The organism is Gloeocapsa sp. PCC 7428, from assembly GCF_000317555.1.
Taxonomy (GTDB): Bacteria; Cyanobacteriota; Cyanobacteriia; order Cyanobacteriales; family Chroococcidiopsidaceae; genus Chroogloeocystis.
Genome location: NC_019745.1, coordinates 1,379,288 through 1,397,930 on the forward strand (window position 1 = coordinate 1,379,288; position 18,643 = coordinate 1,397,930).

Below are 18,643 nucleotides of genomic sequence, written 5' to 3' on the forward strand. Positions count from 1 at the left end.
TTATGTACTTGCGGCAAACAATTAGAACAATATTACCTAATAAGCTAGTGAAAGGAATCAAAAAAAACTATAAAAAAAAGGAAAATTATAGCAACGAAATTAAGTTATTAAGAGGCAGGAAAATATCAACTAGTGACCAAAATAGCGTGTTATTTTTCACTACACGAAAATGTGCATCTACTTATATGAATAATTGCATAAGGTATTTGAATGAAAAATACCTTCATTTAATATCAGTGGATTTGGCTAGCTATATTTGGCACTATTCAACTCAAGAAGTGTATAAACTCTTAGAAGAAAAGCAAGCTGAAGTCTTTCGTACTAACGGAATTTTATATGGTCCACTACGGCAGTATATTCCAATTAATAAGTTGGAGAAATATTGTATTGTTTTAATGCTGAGAGATCCCCGAGATGTTGTTGTATCAAACTACTACTCTATAGGCTATAGTCATACTTTACCTTTCAATGAAAGGCAGCAGAAAGATTTTTTGCAGTATCGCCAGAGAGTTCAACAGCAAACAGTAGATGAGTACGTAAGAGAAAGGGCAGAACGTTTCCATCAAATATACAGCGAGTATTGTAATTTCCTCATTAAGGATAGAAATATTAAGTGGCTGCGATATGAAGACTTTATTCAGAACTTTGATTCATGGGTTAAACAATTAGGAGAATGCTTTAATGTCGATATTGAAGAAAAAGATATTAATGCTTTATTTGAGCTTAAAGGTGGAGGTAAAAAAGTAGAAGAAAACAAGTTGAATCATATCAGAAAAGCTACCCCAGGCGATCATAAAGAGAAATTGAAGAAAGAAACTCAAGATTTTCTTAATACAAAATTTAAAGATATATTGTCAACGCTGAACTATGACTAAATCACTAGGTTTTTAGGAACTTAAATTTAGTATTAAGTCAAGTACATAATATCTAATTACTGGAGAAATAGTAAAAGCAGAAATTTGAATTACAGATGTAGCGTAGTTATGAAAATTCCGTGGTTTTGAGTAATACATAAGTTAAAAGTACATAATATCAACTGATTATATGTACTAAAAATACAAGCTTCAAAATGTAAAACATTACAAGAAGTCATTTAGAAAAAAAGCATATGAACGCGTACGGCTCTTTTTTAACACCTGTTAATGATTCGCTGAACAAGATCAAGTATTTAGTATATGGCAAATACTACCATCATCCATATCTTTTTCCACGAGTAACGAGTGAGGAAACCTACTTAATATCTTTCCCACGTTCTGGGAATACTTGGCTAAGGCGCTTGCTCACTGCGTTGATACACAAGGAAAAAGCTGGTTGGCAGCTGATGGAGAGTACAGTTCCCGATATTCACATTTATAAACCAGAGAACAAAAAGAAACCCAGCATAAAACCACTTATTGTAAAAAGCCACACTCCTTTTGTAGATATACCAGCGAAAGTAGTTTATGTCGTAAGAGATGGTAGAGATGCACTTCTATCCTATTACTTTCTGCTTTTGAAAGAAGGAAAAATAAAACCAGATACATCGATACTTGATATCTACTTTGATAATAATATTTGGCCTTGTCCGTGGCATAAACATATTGCAGGTTGGCTAAATGGATTGGAAAAGCGAAGTTCTGAAAGTTATAAAATAATCTATTATGAAGATTTAAAAAAAACAACTGCTGAACAACTGTTTTCAGTTGCAGAGTTTATTGGTTTACCTGTTACTTTGAAAGATGCAGAACAAGCTATAGCATTACATCCTGTTAGAAATCAATCTAAATCTGATGAAGTTAGTAGTAATCAAGAAAATACTGACTCTGTCATTAGAAAGACCAAGCTTAAATGGCAAGATATTCTTGTGGGCGAAAATCTAGTTAAATATGAGGCGATCGCTGGAGCAGAGTTGCAACGTCTTGGATACCCACTGATGAGCCTTAAATAAATCAAATCTGTAAGAAAATTATTGATGAATGAACTACCGCAACCCCGTTCCTACGGTTGATATTATTATTGAGTTAGTTAACAAACCCCATCGACCAATTATCTTAATTGAGCGTCTCAATCCACCACTAGGTTGGGCGATTCCTGGCGGCTTTGTTGACTATGGCGAATCTGTAGAATCAGCCGCCCAACGCGAAGCCGAAGAAGAAATAGGTTTGCGAGTAGAACTGATAGAACAATTTCAGGTTTATTCTGACCCACAGCGCGATCCACGTCAGCACACGCTCAGTGTGGTTTTTTTAGCAACCGCAACAGGCGAACCACAAGCTGGAGATGATGCGAAAAACTTGGGAATTTTTGAGTGTTGGCGAATTCCGACCAATCTTTGCTTCGATCACGATCGCATTTTGCGCGATTATTGGCACTATCGCCATTACGGTATCCGACCTCGTTTGTCTTAATTAGAACTAAATACACAATGACGCGAAAAGTTATTCGTACAGATTCTGCGCCTGCGCCCGTAGGACCCTATAATCAAGCGATCGCAGCAAGTGGTCAAATGATTTTTGTCGCTGGTCAAATTCCCCTCGATGCGTCAAGTGCGATCGTTGGTGAAGATGTCGCACAACAAACTGCACAAGTTATGGCAAATGTCAAGGCAATTTTAGCAGCTGCTGGCGCAACATTTCAAGATGTCGTAAAAACGACTGTATTTTTATCAGATATGAATAATTTTGCGGCAATGAATGCAGTGTATAGTCAATATTTTGACGAGTCTACAGCGCCTGCGCGGGCGTGTGTCGAGGTGTCGCGTTTACCGAAAGATGTATTGGTAGAAATTGAGTGTATTGCGGTGATTGCACATTGAGGGGCAAGAGGGGCAAGGCAAGAGGGGCAAGGCATTGCCTTGCCCGTACTAAGGAGATAATTTATATTTAGTCTCTATCTGCGCCCAAAGCCCGTTTTCGATTTTAATGTACGGCTTCGGGAGGTAATTCTCCGGATGGCGATCGCAAGTCTTCTACCATTTCTTGCACCGCGAGTGGTGGTGGTGGTGTCAGACGCGAAACAACTAGGGTGACGATAAAGTTAATGATCATCCCTAAAGTGCCAATTCCTTCGGCGGAAACGCCAAAGAACCACGGTGTCATTCCAGAGAATTTGACACCAACAATGTAGAAGATCGTAAAGAGTAAGCCAGCAATCATTCCCGCGATCGCGCCTTCGCGGTTTGTGCGTTTATCAAAAATACCCAGAATAATCGCAGGGAAAAAGCTAGCAGCGGCTAAACCAAACGCAAAAGCAACAACCTGCGCGACAAATCCAGGAGGATTAATACCAAAATAACCTGCTAGCGCCACAGCAAACCCTACCATAATTCGTCCAACAAATACGCGTTGTTTTTCTGTGGCGTCGGGTTTGAGAATGCGATAGTAAATATCGTGCGCGACTGAACTTGAAATCACCAAGAGTAATCCTGAAGCGGTAGATAACGCTGCTGCTAATCCTCCTGCTGCAACAATAGCAATAACCCACGGCGCAAGTCGGGCAACTTCTGGGGTAGACAGCACAATAATATCAGGGTCAATCGTAATTTCGTTCGTTGCTGTATCAGGAGTTAATTCAAAACGCCCGTTGTTATTCTTATCGTCAAAAGCCAGTAGTTTTGTTCTTTCCCACTTGTTCGCCCAATCAAGCTGACGAACTTCCTCAATGGTTTGATTGTGTAAAGAGTTGATCAGGTTATACCGCGCAAAAGTCGCTAATGCTGGGGCGCTAGTATATAGCAAGGCGATAAACAGCAATGCCCAACCCGCCGAATAACGCGCAGCGCGAACATCAGGAACCGTGTAAAAACGCACAATCACGTGCGGTAATCCCGCAGTTCCCACCATCAAGGCAATTGTAATGAAAAGGACATCCAATTGCGTTTTATTCGCAAACGGCCGCGTGTATTCCTGAAAACCTAGATCGAGTTGAACTTGGTTCAAGTTTGCAACAATATCGCTAAACGTAAAAGCAAGTTGCGGAATCGGGTTTCCTGTGAGTAAAAGCGCGATCGCCGACGCCGGAATCAAAAATGCAACGATTAATATACAGTACTGTGCAACTTGCGTCCAGGTAATGCCTTTCATTCCGCCTAATACCGAGAAAAAGGCGACAATCACCATTCCGATAATGACACCTGTGGCAATATCTACTTGTAAAAAGCGGCTGAAGACAATACCCACACCGCGCATTTGTCCTGCAACATAGGTAAGCGACACAAATAAAGCCGCAACCACCGCAACCAAACGCGCAACGTTGGAATAATAGCGATCGCCCACAAAATCTGGCACAGTATATTTACCAAACTTGCGCAGGTATGGCGCTAAAAGTAACGCTAGTAAGACATATCCCCCAGTCCAACCCATTAAATAAATTGAACCGTCGTAGCCCAAAAACGAAATTAGCCCCGCCATCGAAATAAACGAAGCCGCCGACATCCAATCCGCTGCTGTTGCTGCGCCATTAGCAATCGGGGGAACACCTTGTCCAGCAACATAAAAACCCGAACTATCGCGCACGCGCGATCGCCAACCAATATACAGATACAATGCGAAAGTCAGGGCGACAAATCCAATTGTCCAAAGTTCAACTGACATGATTTACCCTCACTTTCTAATTCCGTATTTGCGATCGAGGCGATCCATCTGAACCGCGTAGATAAAAATCAGCACAACAAAAGTTAAAATTGAGCCTTGCTGTGCCATCCAAAAACCGAGGGGAACTCGACCAAGTTGTATTGCGTTGAGTGGTTCAACGAGTAAAATGCTGAAAATGAGTGATACTAGCGCCCATACAATCAAAAGATTTCGGATTAAAGCTATATTAGCCCGCCAGTAAGCTTGACTTCTGTCTTTATCCATTTTTCTCAAAAAAACATTCAATATTACGTACGAACACAACCTTGACAAATCATATTGATATAGCTATCAACACTCTTTTTGTTTTAATTCTGTTGTGAGCAAGACAAAATATTGTATCAGTTGAACCGAGAGAAAGGAATTTTGTTAAGTTAATAGGTTTTCTGTGTTACTACACACTTAATAGTAGAAGCAGAGGAGAAATGATTTGTAGTTTTTATTTAGTGAAATGGTATGAGATCAGTCCTGGGATTATGTTAAACAATGCTTATGTGTGAGTCCACGGAGGTGGACTTGGTTTGTTAAGCTGCCGCATTCACGTTAATTTCTGGGAAACCTTAAAGGTAACTGCTGATGAGTTCCTACTTTGTTGCTGATGAATTCAAACGCGATCGCCACCCACACACTACGAAACACCTTACAAAAAATTTGGGGATATCCAGAATTCCGCCAACCCCAGGAAGAAATTATTCGTAGTGTATTGTCGCAGCAAGACACCCTGATCGTTATGCCCACCGGTGGGGGAAAATCAATTTGCTTTCAACTTCCTGCATTACTTCAGCTTGGGCTAACACTTGTCGTGTCACCGTTAGTCGCTTTGATGGAAAATCAAGTCAAAGAATTACGCGATCGCCAATTACCTGCTGCTTTGTTACACAGCGAATTACCAACATATCAACGCAAACAAATCTTACAGCAACTCGAACGACAGCAGCTAAAGTTACTATACCTCTCACCCGAAACACTTTTTAGCGCACCTGTATGGGAACGCTTGTGCCAACCGCAACTGCAAATTAACAGCCTGATTCTTGATGAAGCGCATTGTTTAGTACAGTGGGGAGATACGTTTCGCCCTGCATACCGCCGTTTAGGTATGGTGCGACCTGCACTGCTACAATCAAAACCCAAAGAAACAAAAATCGCGATCGCCGCCTTTACCGCCACCGCCGATCCAACGGCACAAACCACGATTCAACGAGTTTTACAACTCCAACAGCCCCAAATTTTTCGCCAAAATCCCTATCGTCCAAATCTTCATCTCAAAGTGCAAACGGTATGGACACCACGCGGACGAAAACAACAGTTATTAAAATTTATTCAAGCTAAACTCCAACAAGCTGGATTAGTCTACGTCCGCACGCGCAGAGATAGTGAAAGCCTCGCCGCATGGTTAAACCAACAAGGTTATCTTACTGCTGCTTATCATGCTGGATTAAGCCCAGAAGAACGCCGAGAAATTGAGACTGACTGGTTAAGCGGTAAAATCCCTTTTGTGATTTGCACCTCAGCCTTTGGCATGGGAATTAATAAACCTGATGTTCGTTGGGTTATTCACTTTCATGCACCGTTGCTACTTTCAGAATATGTCCAAGAAATTGGACGCGCAGGGCGTGATGGTAAACCAAGCATCGCGTTAACCCTTGTAAGTGAACCAACAGGATGGCTAGATCCTGAAGATAAACAGCGTCAAGAATTTTTTACGCAAAAACTGCGATCGCAATATACTAAAGCTCAGCAATTAGCTAAAAAGTTACCTAAACAAGGTAAAATTCCGCGAGATGCTGAAAGTGCGATCGCCCTTGCCCTGCTTCACAGTAATGGTCAACTCGAATGGCAAGACCCCTTCCATTACATTATTCATCAAACACGCTTACAATCTCCACGAAAACTTAATTTTGGTCATCAAATCAACGAATATCTTAATATCCGTTCTTGTCGCTGGCGATTTCTCTTAAGTGCGTTTGGCTTTGACCAAGCAGAATTTAAGTGTGGACATTGCGATCGCTGCACTCAATAAACAGTCCCTCTCCACCTCCTTCCTTCGTTTCCTTTGCGCCTAGTAAGGTTCGTTTTCTATCTACTGCAACAACTTACAAATCTTGCCATAAGCAATATAAGAACCGCCATTCCTAGCTTCTTCCACAGCATCAACAACATACAACACACCCTCCTCACGAATATTCCGAGGAAAGCGGATATTATAATTCGGGTTATAACCATCAGAAACAACTCGCGCTCTTAACTTACTACCTTCTTTAACACACTGCACAAGAACTTTACCATCAACATCTGTCGTTGTTTCCAAATCAGCCACCGAAGCGGGTGCATTAACTGGTTGACGTTTTTGGCTGTAGCGCACGTTACTTGAGACTGCGGCGCGTTCTTCTCCTGGTTTTACTAAGCGGCGAATTGTGCCACAAGCACGATAAAAACTTCCATCCGCCGAAAGCTTAATTTCATCGACGACATAAGTTACTCCTTCCTCGCGAATGTGTCGCGGAAACTGCACATTAAAGTCACTGTTGTAGCCGTCAGAAATCACGCGTACGCGCAATTTTCCACCTTCTCGAAAACACTTAACCAACACCCCACGATCGACACTAGAAACAGCTTCTAAGCTATTAGCAGATCCCGCAGCAATTCCCCGTAATTGTAAATCGCCGCGATCGCGCGCTTGCGCTTGGTAAGATTGATCGCGCATTTCCTTACGAATCATCGCATCATATCGGCGCGTCTCTAACCGTTGCGCGTAATGATCGATTTGATCCAATTCCTCGGCGAGTGCAAACGACTCGCATAACATTTTACATTTCAAATCGGCGATCGCTTGGCGTAATTTCTGCGCTGCGCTGTTGTAGTCACCCCGATCCGCACTGGCGATCGCTTCTTCTTTGACTTTGGCAATGCGCAGTTTACTTGCTTGTTCTATAACACCTGCATCCGGTTGAATGCTACTCGCTTGTTCAGCAGAACAAATAGTTAAGGCGATCGCGATTTTGTCGCTAAATTCTTGAAGACTACCACCAACAACCGCATGATACTTATACGCAACCGTTGCTACATTTCTCACACCAAGATCGCTAAATGCAGGGATCGCGAGTTCTACCGCTAATTGCTTTGGTTCAATTTCATAAACATCGCCTAAAAAAACTTCTAACTGATTGGTATACGCTTGATAGCGATAATTATTTAAAACGCCCGCAACTTGCACCGCATCGGCTTGCAAAGTGACGTTAAGATTTTGGGCAACGACTGATGTTAAACTTTCCATCTCAATTTGAAAGACATCCGCAGCATCGTCAGGCGATTGAATAAAATAAAAGTTTCCTTCGGCTGCATTTGCCATCCCAATCAGCAAATCTTCATTAAAGTAAGTTCCAAAACCCAAGGTTGTTGTCATAATTCCTTGGGCGGCTTGTTGTCTAGCACTATTAATGAGTGTTTGCGGATCGGTAATGCCAACGTTAGCTTGTCCATCAGTTAACAACAAAACGCGGTTAATTCTTTCCGTTGTTTGGTGCAATCTAACGCGATCGCATCCCATCAACCAACCACCACTCAAATTGGTACATCCACCCACACGAATTTTCCCCAAACGATTCTGTATCGCAGCTTTATCTTGAACTTGTTGCGGCATTAATATTGTTTCTGGGTAATCGTCGTAAACAACGACCGAAAGAATATCTTCGGGTGTCAGATACTCAACAAGCTTTTGCGCTGCTTGAATTGCGTGTTTGAGAGGAACTCCCGCCATCGAACCGGATCGATCAATCACCAAGCTGAGATTGAGAGGGCGACGCGATGCTTGGCTGCGATCGCCTTCCCCCTGAAAACTTACAATTAAATCGATATTCGCAGGCTGATTCACTGCAATCAACGGCTGGCTTAAAGTGTAATTTACTTTCATACTTCAGGATGTACGCAACGAATTGAAGAAGGTGGATGAAGTGCAGTTTATAAGTACATTTGTACTGCAATAAATAATACAATCGCTTTAATTCATTTGGAAATAGCAAATATCGCCGAGTCAGCGTTTGCTTGATCCGGCTAGCGTTGGATTCCAATTTATTGAACCCAGCAAATTATGTTTTCCAACAATCTTGCAAAAACGTTTAAATTGAGTTGCGTTCCTCAAACGTTTTATTCGTCTCAGTTGAAATTGTATTGAAGATGCGTGCCATCCAAGCACGAGTTAACAAAAGTGCCGCTAAAACCAACAAAAAAGCACACACTGCCAAAATCTGTTGCCAAGGAATTTCTAAAACTTCTCGAAGAATGACTTCTCTTAACACAGAGACTATTGAAACTTCTACTGCGACACCGACAGAAATACGCTGTTCTTGTAAGTAGATAATCAGTAAACGAAATAACTCAACTAAGATTAAAATGAATAAAATATCTGAAGTGATACTCTGAAACTTTAATGGCTGTAGAAGTGCGAGAAATATGCCACTCAGCCGAATTAGCATAATACAAAATAAGCTAATACATAATAAAACCACAATCAGATTTTGCACAAGTTCTAGACTATGAACTATGCGATCTCGGTCAAACCAATTATAAAAAGATTGCGTGTTGTTTTCTGAAATCTTCAGCATGCAGTTACCTCCTGGCTGGTTTAGCTATCATTAAGAATAGCTACCCTGCTTGTAAATATAGTAGAGGTCAGGGGTGAAAATGAGTTAGGGCAATAGTTATTCGTACCTTCAATGTCCTAACTACCCCAACGAGACTGCTATATTGTGTAAATGTAAGAACTCATGAGCTAATTGCTAACTGCTAAAGCATGAAAAAAGAACCACATAGGCGTAGCCTTCCCCCAGGGTAGGACACAAAGGACACGAAGGAGTAGAAGTTTCAGAGAGTTTTTGCGTAAGTCCTATATTTATCACTGTTAGCAATTAGCAACTCTGCTCAAACAAATACGACTATTCTAAAACTGTTGTAAAAATCGCAAGTCGCTATTGTAGAAACGCCGAATATCATCAATTTCGTGCAACACCATCGCCAATCTTTCTACACCCATTCCCGCAGCGAAGCCAGTGTAAACTTCAGGGTCGTATCCTACCGCTTTCAGTACGTTCGGGTCAACCATACCACAGCCCATCACTTCCAGCCAACGACCTTTCCATTGCACGTCAACTTCAGCTGATGGTTCAGTGAAGGGAAAATAACTGGCGCGGAAGCGAATCGGTGAATCGCCGAATAATTCTTGCAAAAATATTTTAACTGTACCTTTGAGGTCAGTAAAAGTCAAACCTTCATCGACTGCCAAAATTTCGATTTGGTGAAATACTGCGGCGTGAGTAGCATCTACAGTATCGCGACGATAGCAACGTCCTGGAATTGCAACGCGTACTGGCGGATCGTTGTCTTCCATGTAGTGAATTTGCACGTTGGAAGTATGCGTCCGCAATAGATTTCCATCAGGAAGAAATAAAGTATCCTGCATATCACGTGCAGGGTGATCCGGTTGGAAATTGAGTGCTTCAAAGTTATAGTAGTCAGTCTCCATTTCTGGTCCTTGAGCTACAGTGTAGCCTAGACCAACAAAGATATCCAGCACGCGATCCATTGTACTGTGAAGCGGATGAACGCGACCTAGTGGGCGATAAACACCAGGCATTGTCACATCAATTGTTTCTGCTTCTAATTGTGCTTGAATCGCCGCCGCTTGTAACTTGTGACGCTGGTTTTCGATTTCTGCTTGTAGGGCTTCTTTAACAGTATTAGCGATCGCCCCAATTTGCGGACGTTCTTCAGCACTCAATTGCCCCATGCTGCGCAACAATCCTGATAACTGACCCTTCTTACCGAGGTAAACTACTCGAAGTTCCTCTAAACGATCCAAAGAATCAGCAGCAGCGATCGCGCTTATGCCTTCTTGTCGTAAAGTTTCCAGTTGAGCCTTTAAAGTGCTAGGCTGATTGCTCATGCTTGTCGTATTCAACAGTAATTCTCTGAAAGCCAGCTGTTCAAATCAATATAAGTGTATCGTATCAGTTTAAAAGGGAGTAGGGGCGAGGAGCGAGGGGTGAGGGAAAAATTAGTTGTTCGTTTTTACTGACCACTGACCACTGACCACTGACCTCTGACCTCTGACCTCTATGAAACTACTTATTTGTAACGACGATGGTATTTACGCGCTAGGAATTCGGACTCTAGCCGATACTTTAGCAGCAGCCGGACACGAAGTCGCGGTTGTTTGTCCAGATCGCGAGCGATCGGCAACGGGACATGGATTAACATTACATCAACCGATTCGTGCAGAACTCGTCGAGTCGGTATTTCACCCTAGTATCAAAGCTTGGGCTTGTTCGGGAACGCCTGCTGATTGCGTTAAACTTGCATTGTGGGCATTGCTCGATAGTCCACCAGATTTCGTGCTTTCTGGTATCAATCAGGGAGCAAATTTAGGAACTGATATTCTTTATTCTGGTACTGTCTCAGCGGCTATGGAGGGGATCATTGAGGGTATTCCTAGTGTGGCATTATCACTCACAAGTTTTACTTCTAAAGAGTTTCAACCTGCTGCGACGTTTGCAATTCACTTACTCAAACAATTGAAAAGCCACCCTTTACCTGAGGTTATGTTACTCAACATTAATATTCCGGCGGTCGAGTTAGCAGAAATTGCAGGAGTAAAAATCACGCGTCAGGGAATTCGTCGCTACGTTGATGTTTTTGAAAAGCGTGTCGATCCTCGCGGTAAAACTTATTACTGGTTAGCCGGAGAGTTGCTTGAAGATCTCGCGCCTGCTGAACAGGGCTTAAATTTACCTCAAGATATTCCAACGGATGTTGAAGCAATTCGTCACAACTTCATCACCATCACGCCTTTACATTACAACTTGACGTATCTCGACGCGCTGCATCCCTTATCCGAATGGAAATTTGACCAAAAGCAAGACTGGGGGTCAACAATTGAAGAACAAAATTAGCAAAAAACTTCCCTAACCTCCGACCTCTGACCTCCGACCCCTCATCAATCTGCTACCATTGACCTATTTATGTCAAAATGTAAAGCGTGTGGGTTACTTCGTCTCTAACTAATGCTTTGACACCAACCGCGATCGCCCTAGGAAACTTTGATGGCATTCACTTAGGGCATCAAGAGGTTATTCGTCCAATTTTGCATCGTAGCAAAAATCAGGAAGAGGTTAGAAGCTTACTGTCTTACCCCTTATCAGTTCCTGCGGACACGCAAACGCCAATATCTAGCGCAGATCGTCCTGAACACATTTATAGTACTGTCGTTACTTTTAATCCGCATCCGCAAGAGTTCTTTACAGGGAAAAAGCGATCGCTGCTGACACCTTTAGATGAAAAAGTTCAGCAACTTCAAGCTTTAGGTGTAGACCAACTCATACGAATTCCGTTTACATGGGATTTAGCTTCTTTAAGTCCGCAAGACTTTGTGGAAAAAATTCTCATTCAACAGTTGTGCTGTCAACAAATCAGTGTGGGTGAAAACTTTTGTTTTGGGAAGCAGCGCACTGGTACAGCAAAAGATTTAAAAGCGATCGCAGCAAGTTTTGATATTCCGGTAACGATTGTTCCTATTCATGCGCGAGGAGGCGATCGCATCAGTAGTTCAGCAATTCGTCAAGCCCTCGAACACGGCGATTTACAACGCGCCCAAGAGTTATTAGGACGTCCCTACACCCTCACAGGAACCGTTGTAAAAGGACAGCAGTTGGGTAGAACAATTGGTTTTCCGACTGCTAATATCGCCGTACCACCCGAAAAATTTCTACCAGCTAACGGCGTCTACGCTGTTCGAGTTTTTGTTCAAGGCGCAGATAATCATCTAGGCGTGATGAATATTGGTGTTCGTCCCACAGTTAGCGGTACGCATCCATCTGTAGAGGTATATTTATTTGACTGGTCGGGAGATTTATACGGTGAAACGTTAACTGTACAGCTAGAAAAATTCCTACGCCCCGAAAAGAAATTCGCTTCATTAGATGAATTAAAAGCACAAATTCAACTTGACTGCACTGCTGCAAAAGAGGCGTTACAAGGGAACACTAAGTGATGAACTTGCCAAGTGTTCTCAATCTGTAACACTTCATGGCTTATTTAAAAAAAACGACAGTAGTGCATGAAAAAAATTGAGATTCTGACGCAAAACCTGAGTCGTACGATTGTTGGTAAAGCTGAACCCATCCGCTTAGTGTTAGTTTCCCTACTTGCTGGAGGTCATGTACTGCTAGAAGATGTTCCTGGCGTAGGCAAAACGTTACTCGCAAAATCATTAGCGCGTTCGGTTGCGGGTAAATTTCAACGCTTACAATGTACTCCCGACTTGCTACCAACAGATATTACCGGAACGAACATTTGGAATCCCAAAACAGGCGAGTTTGAATATCTTCCAGGTCCCGTATTTACAAATGTCCTGCTAGCAGACGAAATCAACCGCGCGACACCGCGTACGCAATCGGCGCTATTAGAAGTGATGGAAGAGGAACAAGTCACCGTTGATGGCGTTTCGCGCCGCGTTCCCAGTCCTTTTTTTGTGATTGCGACACAAAACCCGATTGAATATCAAGGAACTTTTCCCTTACCCGAAGCGCAAATGGATCGCTTTATGTTGTCGTTAAGTTTGGGTTATCCCAGCGAGACAGAAGAATTAGCGATGCTGCAACGGTTACAAGAAGGCGTTACCGTAGCTGATTTACAACCTTGCATTACACTTGCAGAAGTTACCGAATTACGCCGCAGTTGTGCGGCTGTTAAGGTAGACAAATCGTTACAACGCTACATTCTCGATCTCGTTCGTGCGACGCGCGAGTCGGAAGAGATTATGCTAGGCGTGAGTCCGCGTGGTACGGTAGCATTACACAAAGCAACACAAGCACTCGCTTTTTTGTGCGATCGCCACTACGCGATTCCTGATGATGTCAAGTATCTAGCACCATACGTCTTGTGTCATCGTCTGATTCCGGCTGGCGGACATAAAGCTAAATCTATTGTAGAAAGGCTATTGCGATCAGTTCCCATTCCCTAAATTGCGTGATGTCTGAATTTGATTTTACTGCTTTATTTAGCGAAGACTATTTGTACTTCTATGAACCGCATTTAACACCAGAACGCAACGAGCGTGAAGTCAATTTAATTTGGCGTTTGTTGCAACTGCAAGCCAAAATGACGGTACTTGATTTAGCTTGTGGACACGGAAGGATTGCGAACCTACTCGCACAGCGCGGCTGTAGTGTCACAGGATTAGATGCTACAGCGTTGTTTTTAGAAAAAGCGCGTCAAGATGCTCAAGCAGCTAAAGTTAAAGTTGAATATGTTCAAGGCGATATGCGATCGCTTCCTTGGACAGAATACTTTGATTGCATTATTAACTGGTTCACCGCCTTTGGCTACTTTGACGATCGAGACAATCGTCGGGTGCTAGCCGAGGCTTACCGCGCACTCAAACCAGGTGGTAAGTTGTTAATAGAATTGCAAAGCCTGTACCGAATCTTAAAAGAATTTCAGGCTAATTCTGTTACAGAACGCAACAATAATTATTTGATTGATCGTACTCGATTTGATTTATTTACTAATCGAACATACACTGAACGTACTGTAATTCGTGATGGACAAGTGCAGCGGATGAATTACTTTGTACGTCACTTTACTTTTACTGAATTACGCGATTGGTTATTACAAATTGGTTTTCAGGAAGTACAAGGCTATGGAAATGACGGTGCGCCACTGACACTCGATAGCCGCCGAATGATTGTACTAGCAATTAAGTAAGCTCCTCAAGAATTATAGTTAAGGCATTAAACTTTTTGATGTTAGGTAATAGGTCATCAAAATGCAGTGAGCATTTAGCCATTACTAACTATGGCAATGGTCACAATAACCCTAGTTTTAACTCTAATCTCTGACCTCTGATCTTTGAACCCTATTATTTACGTGTTGAGGAAGTGATCGAAAGATATGATGCAACCACGCGCTAAAACTCAGAAGCGATCGCATTTCATTCTTTTGCTAGTCATTTTGCTGTGGAGTATGACGATGGGTTGGGGGCTAGCACTTGCTACCAATGCCCAACCTTCTCCTAAACAAGCGGCGACAGAAGAAATTGGCACTGTCGATATTGTGCCATCGCGCTATCAATTAGGACAAGAGCTTTACTTAGAAAACTGTGCGACTTGTCATATTGCCTTACCACCCGCAGTAATGCCAACGCAAACTTGGCAAAGATTATTACAAGATCCACAACACTACGGCGTTACGCTTCCTCAACTCGTCGATCCACCACGCTTGCTGATATGGAACTATCTGCGCAATTTCTCACGCCCTTTACTTAAAGAAGAAACCATACCCTATCGCCTGGGAGAATCGCGTTACCTCAAAGCGTTACATCCTAATGTGAAACTACCCCGCCCTGTGAATGTAGGTAGCTGTGTGAGTTGTCATCCTAGTGCAACAGAATACAACTTTCGCCGTCTATCACCTGAGTGGGAAGCGACGCAGTAAACTGTCGTGTGGAGTTGCCCCCAAAATCGAAAATGGCTATGAGGAGTGTTAAAACGTGAAACGAATTAAAGAAATTTTAGCAGCTTCAGCTTTGGTAGTATTAGCTGCACCCTATCCAGTCAATGCACAAATTATCCCCCAACCGTGGGTTTCGGTTGGTGGTAGAGAAGGGGACGTCACTTTTTCAGTAGGAGCAAGAGCATTCGATTTCGGTGTGGAATTAGGAAGAGGACCAGATGGCGCTTCTGGCGTGGATGTCCTTAAATTTTTGAGTTTGCCGGTGATATCTCCTTACGTTGGAATTGGGCTATATTCTGAGGATCAGGGTATTGCATTATCGGGTGGTTTACAGGTGAATACAGCAAGTAACCTCGTTGTTGGTGTAGGCTATAACTCAGTTAGAGGAGTGAATGGTCAAGTAGGAATCCGATTCTAGTTGCAGGGCGATCCACACCTCGATCGCCGCCCTAGCTTTAAGCAAGGTGATACGATGGATATAGTCTAAACTTGGAGCGTCTAGCCAAGAGCGACTGCAATTATGTTTGAGTTTCTAGGAATGCTTCACTTGTAGACGTGTATTCAATTTTGATAGAAGGTGTGCAATTGCGCTCATTCAATCAGAAATCAAGTGCTTGCAGCAAACTAAACTCAATATTTAAGCTCAAAAATAAGAATAATTTCTAAAGTTTCCCGAACCCTACCATGCTGAAAAACTTGCTGGGCGATCCTAACGCTCGTAAGCTCAAAAAATTCCAGCCTTACGTTACAGACGTCAATCTTCTTGAGGAAGATATTCAAGCGCTTTCCGATCAGCAACTTAGTAGCAAAACAGCGGAGTTTAAGCAGCGGTTGGATAAAGGCGAAACCTTGGACGATCTGCTTCCAGAAGCATTCGCGGTTGTGCGAGAAGCTGGAAGACGCGTATTAGGAATGCGCCACTTTGATGTTCAACTTCTCGGTGGGGCGATCCTGCATCATGGACAAATCGCCGAAATGAAAACCGGTGAAGGTAAAACGCTGGTATCAACGCTTCCTGCTTATCTCAACGCGCTTTCTGGTAAGGGAGTACATATCGTTACGGTCAACGACTACCTAGCACGCCGCGACGCGGAATGGATGGGGCAAATCCATCGCTTTTTAGGGCTGAGTGTAGGACTAATTCAGCAGGGCATGGGACCATCCGAGCGTAAGAAAAACTATGATTGTGACATCACTTATGTTACGAATAGCGAGGTAGGCTTTGACTACTTACGCGATAACATGGCTTCCTCGATTCAGGAAGTTGTACAGCGTCCTTTTAATTACTGCGTGATCGACGAAGTTGATTCGATTTTGATTGACGAAGCGCGCACACCGCTGATTATCTCTGGACAAGTCGAACGACCTACAGAAAAGTATTTACAAGCCGCGCAAATTGCCGCTGCGTTACAGAAAGAGGAACATTACGAAGTTGACGAGAAAGCGCATAACGTCATTTTAACGGATGAAGGTTTCGCGGCAGCAGAAGAAATGCTGCAAGTTAAGGATTTGTACGATCCTAACGATCCTTGGGCGCACTACATCTTTAACGCACTCAAAGCAAAAGAACTTTTCACCAAAGACGTTAAATATATCGTCCGTAATGATGAAGTCATAATTGTGGATGAGTTCACAGGACGCGTTCTTCCAGGAAGGCGGTGGAGTGACGGACTACACCAAGCAATCGAAGCAAAAGAAAGAGTTGAAATTCAGCCAGAAACGCAAACTCTAGCAACGATTACGTATCAAAACTTGTTTTTGCTGTACCCCAAACTCGCAGGGATGACCGGAACAGCTAAAACCGAAGAAGCAGAATTTGAGCGAATTTACAAGCTAGAAGTCACAATTGTTCCTACAAACCGTCCGACCAAACGTCAAGACTTGTCTGACATGGTTTATAAGACGGAGGAAGGAAAATGGCGGGCGATCGCCGAAGACTGTGCGGAAATGCACGAACTTGGTCGCCCTGTCTTAGTGGGAACCACGAGTGTCGAGAAATCTGAATATCTCAGTGCTTTACTCAGTCAACGTAACGTACCGCACAACCTCCTTAACGCCCGTCCTGAAAACGTTGAACGCGAGTCAGAAATTATCGCCCAAGCCGGACGTAAAGGCGCGGTGACAATCGCCACAAACATGGCAGGTCGCGGAACCGATATTATTCTTGGTGGTAATGCGGATTATATGGCGCGACTCAAACTGCGCGAATACTTTATGCCCCGCATTGTCCAACCGGAAGATGAAGACGTTTTTGCGATAGAAAAAGCATCAGGATTACCCGCAGCGAGTAGCAGTAGCGGTCAAGGTTTTGTTCCTGGCAAAAAAGTAAAAACGTGGAAAGCTTCACCGCAAATTTTCCCCACGCAGCTATCGCGCGAGTTAGAACAACAACTTAAAGCGGCTGTAGAATTTGCTGTACGCGAATACGGCGAACGCAGTTTACCCGAACTCGAAGCAGAAGATAAAGTTGCAGTTGCCGCAGAAAAAGCACCGACAAACGATCCTGTGATTCAAAAGCTGCGGGATGTTTATAACGCCTTGCTACGCGAATACGAAAAATTTACTTCGCGCGAACACGATGAAGTTGTCCAACTAGGTGGTTTGCACGTCATTGGCACTGAACGTCACGAATCACGGCGCATTGATAACCAATTACGCGGACGTGCCGGAAGACAAGGCGACCCTGGCTCAACGCGCTTTTTCTTGAGTTTGCAAGACAACTTGTTGCGGATTTTTGGCGGCGATCGCGTTGCGGGATTGATGACGGCGTTCCAAGTCGAAGAAGATATGCCGATTGAGTCTAAGATGCTGACTCGCAGTTTAGAAGGCGCACAAAAGAAAGTCGAAACCTACTATTACGACATCCGTAAGCAGGTGTTTGAGTACGACGAGGTAATGAATAACCAGCGTCGGGCAATTTATGCCGAACGTCGCCGCGTCCTCGAAGGTCTAGACTTAAAAGAATTGGTGATTAAGTACGCCGAAAAAACGATGGATGAAATCGTGGATTACTACATCAATCCCGATTTACCATCAGAAGAGTGGGATCTGCCAAATTTGGTGAGCAAGGTTAAAGAATTTGTCTATCTCCTTGCTGATTTAGAACCGAATCAGATGGAAGATCTCTCAATCAGCGAAATTAAAACCTTCCTGCACGAGCAAGTGCGAATCGCGTATGACGTCAAAGAAGCGCAAGTCGATCAAATTCAGCCAGGATTGATGCGCCAAGCTGAGCGATTCTTTATCTTGCAGCAAATTGATACACTATGGCGCGAACACTTACAACAAATGGATGCGTTGCGTGAATCGGTAGGATTGCGCGGTTACGGACAAAAAGACCCGCTAATTGAGTACAAGAGCGAGGGATACGAGTTGTTCTTGGATATGATGACTAATATTCGTCGTAATGTGGTATACTCGCTATTCCAATTCCAGCCGCAAGTTCAACCAGCAGTGCAAGCGCCATCAGGGATGGTTTAAAGTAATGCCCGTAATGATGTAGCTTCACTTAGACCGCTTCGGCGGTCTTC

Annotated in this window: 17 protein-coding genes; 12 read left to right on the forward strand and 5 right to left on the reverse strand. The window is 43.3% G+C overall.

The window, feature by feature from the left end; all coding sequences use genetic code 11:
- Window positions 1-2 precede the first annotated feature (2 nt).
- The 4 genes from GLO7428_RS06150 to GLO7428_RS06165 all read left to right on the forward strand — a co-directional run bounded on the left by GLO7428_RS06150 (window position 3) and on the right by GLO7428_RS06165 (window position 2,794).
- The gene (locus tag GLO7428_RS06150) at window positions 3-875 is read left to right on the forward strand and encodes a sulfotransferase domain-containing protein (RefSeq protein WP_015187703.1); all 873 of its coding nucleotides are present in this window, start codon (window positions 3-5) and stop codon (window positions 873-875) included.
- 233 nt (window positions 876-1,108) lie between these two features.
- On the forward strand, window positions 1,109-1,927 hold the full coding sequence (locus GLO7428_RS25900; protein ID WP_015187704.1) for a sulfotransferase domain-containing protein: 819 nt from the start codon (window positions 1,109-1,111) through the stop codon (window positions 1,925-1,927).
- Between the two features lie 28 nt (window positions 1,928-1,955).
- On the forward strand, window positions 1,956-2,387 hold the full coding sequence (locus tag GLO7428_RS06160; protein ID WP_015187705.1) for an NUDIX hydrolase: 432 nt from the start codon (window positions 1,956-1,958) through the stop codon (window positions 2,385-2,387).
- Window positions 2,388-2,404: 17 nt separating this feature from the next.
- Window positions 2,405-2,794 carry a RidA family protein gene (locus tag GLO7428_RS06165; RefSeq protein ID WP_015187706.1) on the forward strand — a complete coding sequence of 130 codons (390 nt, stop codon included), beginning with the start codon at window positions 2,405-2,407 and terminating at the stop codon, window positions 2,792-2,794.
- 103 nt (window positions 2,795-2,897) lie between these two features.
- Here GLO7428_RS06165 and GLO7428_RS06170 read toward each other — a convergent pair whose 3' ends face one another.
- Together GLO7428_RS06170 and GLO7428_RS06175 are read right to left on the reverse strand one after the other, a co-directional pair.
- A complete protein-coding gene (locus GLO7428_RS06170) occupies window positions 2,898-4,571 on the reverse strand; it encodes a sodium:solute symporter family protein (RefSeq protein ID WP_015187707.1) in 1,674 nt (557 codons plus the stop codon).
- Between the two features lie 9 nt (window positions 4,572-4,580).
- Window positions 4,581-4,835 (reverse strand): DUF4212 domain-containing protein, encoded by a 255-nt coding sequence (locus GLO7428_RS06175; RefSeq protein WP_015187708.1) that lies wholly within the window; start codon window positions 4,833-4,835, stop codon window positions 4,581-4,583.
- A gap of 373 nt (window positions 4,836-5,208) precedes the next feature.
- Between GLO7428_RS06175 and GLO7428_RS06180 the strand changes: the two genes are divergently transcribed.
- Window positions 5,209-6,630, forward strand: a complete 1,422-nt coding sequence (locus GLO7428_RS06180) for an ATP-dependent DNA helicase RecQ (protein WP_015187709.1) — start codon at window positions 5,209-5,211, stop codon at window positions 6,628-6,630.
- A gap of 60 nt (window positions 6,631-6,690) precedes the next feature.
- Here GLO7428_RS06180 and GLO7428_RS06185 read toward each other — a convergent pair whose 3' ends face one another.
- The 3 genes from GLO7428_RS06185 to pheS all read right to left on the reverse strand — a co-directional run bounded on the left by GLO7428_RS06185 (window position 6,691) and on the right by pheS (window position 10,548).
- On the reverse strand, window positions 6,691-8,520 hold the full coding sequence (locus tag GLO7428_RS06185; protein ID WP_015187710.1) for a VWA domain-containing protein: 1,830 nt from the start codon (window positions 8,518-8,520) through the stop codon (window positions 6,691-6,693).
- A 205-nt stretch (window positions 8,521-8,725) separates the two neighbouring features.
- A complete protein-coding gene (locus GLO7428_RS06190; RefSeq protein WP_015187711.1) occupies window positions 8,726-9,211 on the reverse strand; it encodes a phosphate-starvation-inducible PsiE family protein in 486 nt (161 codons plus the stop codon).
- A gap of 335 nt (window positions 9,212-9,546) precedes the next feature.
- Entirely contained in the window at window positions 9,547-10,548 is a 1,002-nt protein-coding gene (gene pheS, locus GLO7428_RS06195; RefSeq protein WP_015187712.1) for a phenylalanine--tRNA ligase subunit alpha, read from the reverse strand.
- A gap of 172 nt (window positions 10,549-10,720) precedes the next feature.
- On the opposite strand from pheS, the gene surE reads away from it, so the two are divergent.
- The 7 genes from surE (at window position 10,721) to secA (ending at window position 18,593) form a co-directional block, all read left to right on the forward strand.
- Window positions 10,721-11,554 carry a 5'/3'-nucleotidase SurE gene (gene surE, locus GLO7428_RS06200; RefSeq protein ID WP_015187713.1) on the forward strand — a complete coding sequence of 278 codons (834 nt, stop codon included), beginning with the start codon at window positions 10,721-10,723 and terminating at the stop codon, window positions 11,552-11,554.
- Between the two features lie 86 nt (window positions 11,555-11,640).
- Complete coding sequence (locus tag GLO7428_RS06205; RefSeq protein ID WP_015187714.1) at window positions 11,641-12,651, forward strand: bifunctional riboflavin kinase/FAD synthetase; 1,011 nt, start codon at window positions 11,641-11,643, stop codon at window positions 12,649-12,651.
- A 66-nt stretch (window positions 12,652-12,717) separates the two neighbouring features.
- Complete coding sequence (locus tag GLO7428_RS06210) at window positions 12,718-13,623, forward strand: MoxR family ATPase (RefSeq protein WP_015187715.1); 906 nt, start codon at window positions 12,718-12,720, stop codon at window positions 13,621-13,623.
- Window positions 13,624-13,631: 8 nt separating this feature from the next.
- Window positions 13,632-14,366 carry a class I SAM-dependent methyltransferase gene (locus GLO7428_RS06215; protein WP_015187716.1) on the forward strand — a complete coding sequence of 245 codons (735 nt, stop codon included), beginning with the start codon at window positions 13,632-13,634 and terminating at the stop codon, window positions 14,364-14,366.
- Window positions 14,367-14,552: 186 nt separating this feature from the next.
- Window positions 14,553-15,095 (forward strand): diheme cytochrome C, encoded by a 543-nt coding sequence (locus tag GLO7428_RS06220; protein WP_041918530.1) that lies wholly within the window; start codon window positions 14,553-14,555, stop codon window positions 15,093-15,095.
- Window positions 15,096-15,150: 55 nt separating this feature from the next.
- Complete coding sequence (locus GLO7428_RS06225) at window positions 15,151-15,531, forward strand: hypothetical protein (RefSeq protein ID WP_015187718.1); 381 nt, start codon at window positions 15,151-15,153, stop codon at window positions 15,529-15,531.
- A 266-nt stretch (window positions 15,532-15,797) separates the two neighbouring features.
- Complete coding sequence (secA, locus tag GLO7428_RS06230; protein WP_015187719.1) at window positions 15,798-18,593, forward strand: preprotein translocase subunit SecA; 2,796 nt, start codon at window positions 15,798-15,800, stop codon at window positions 18,591-18,593.
- Window positions 18,594-18,643 lie beyond the last annotated feature (50 nt).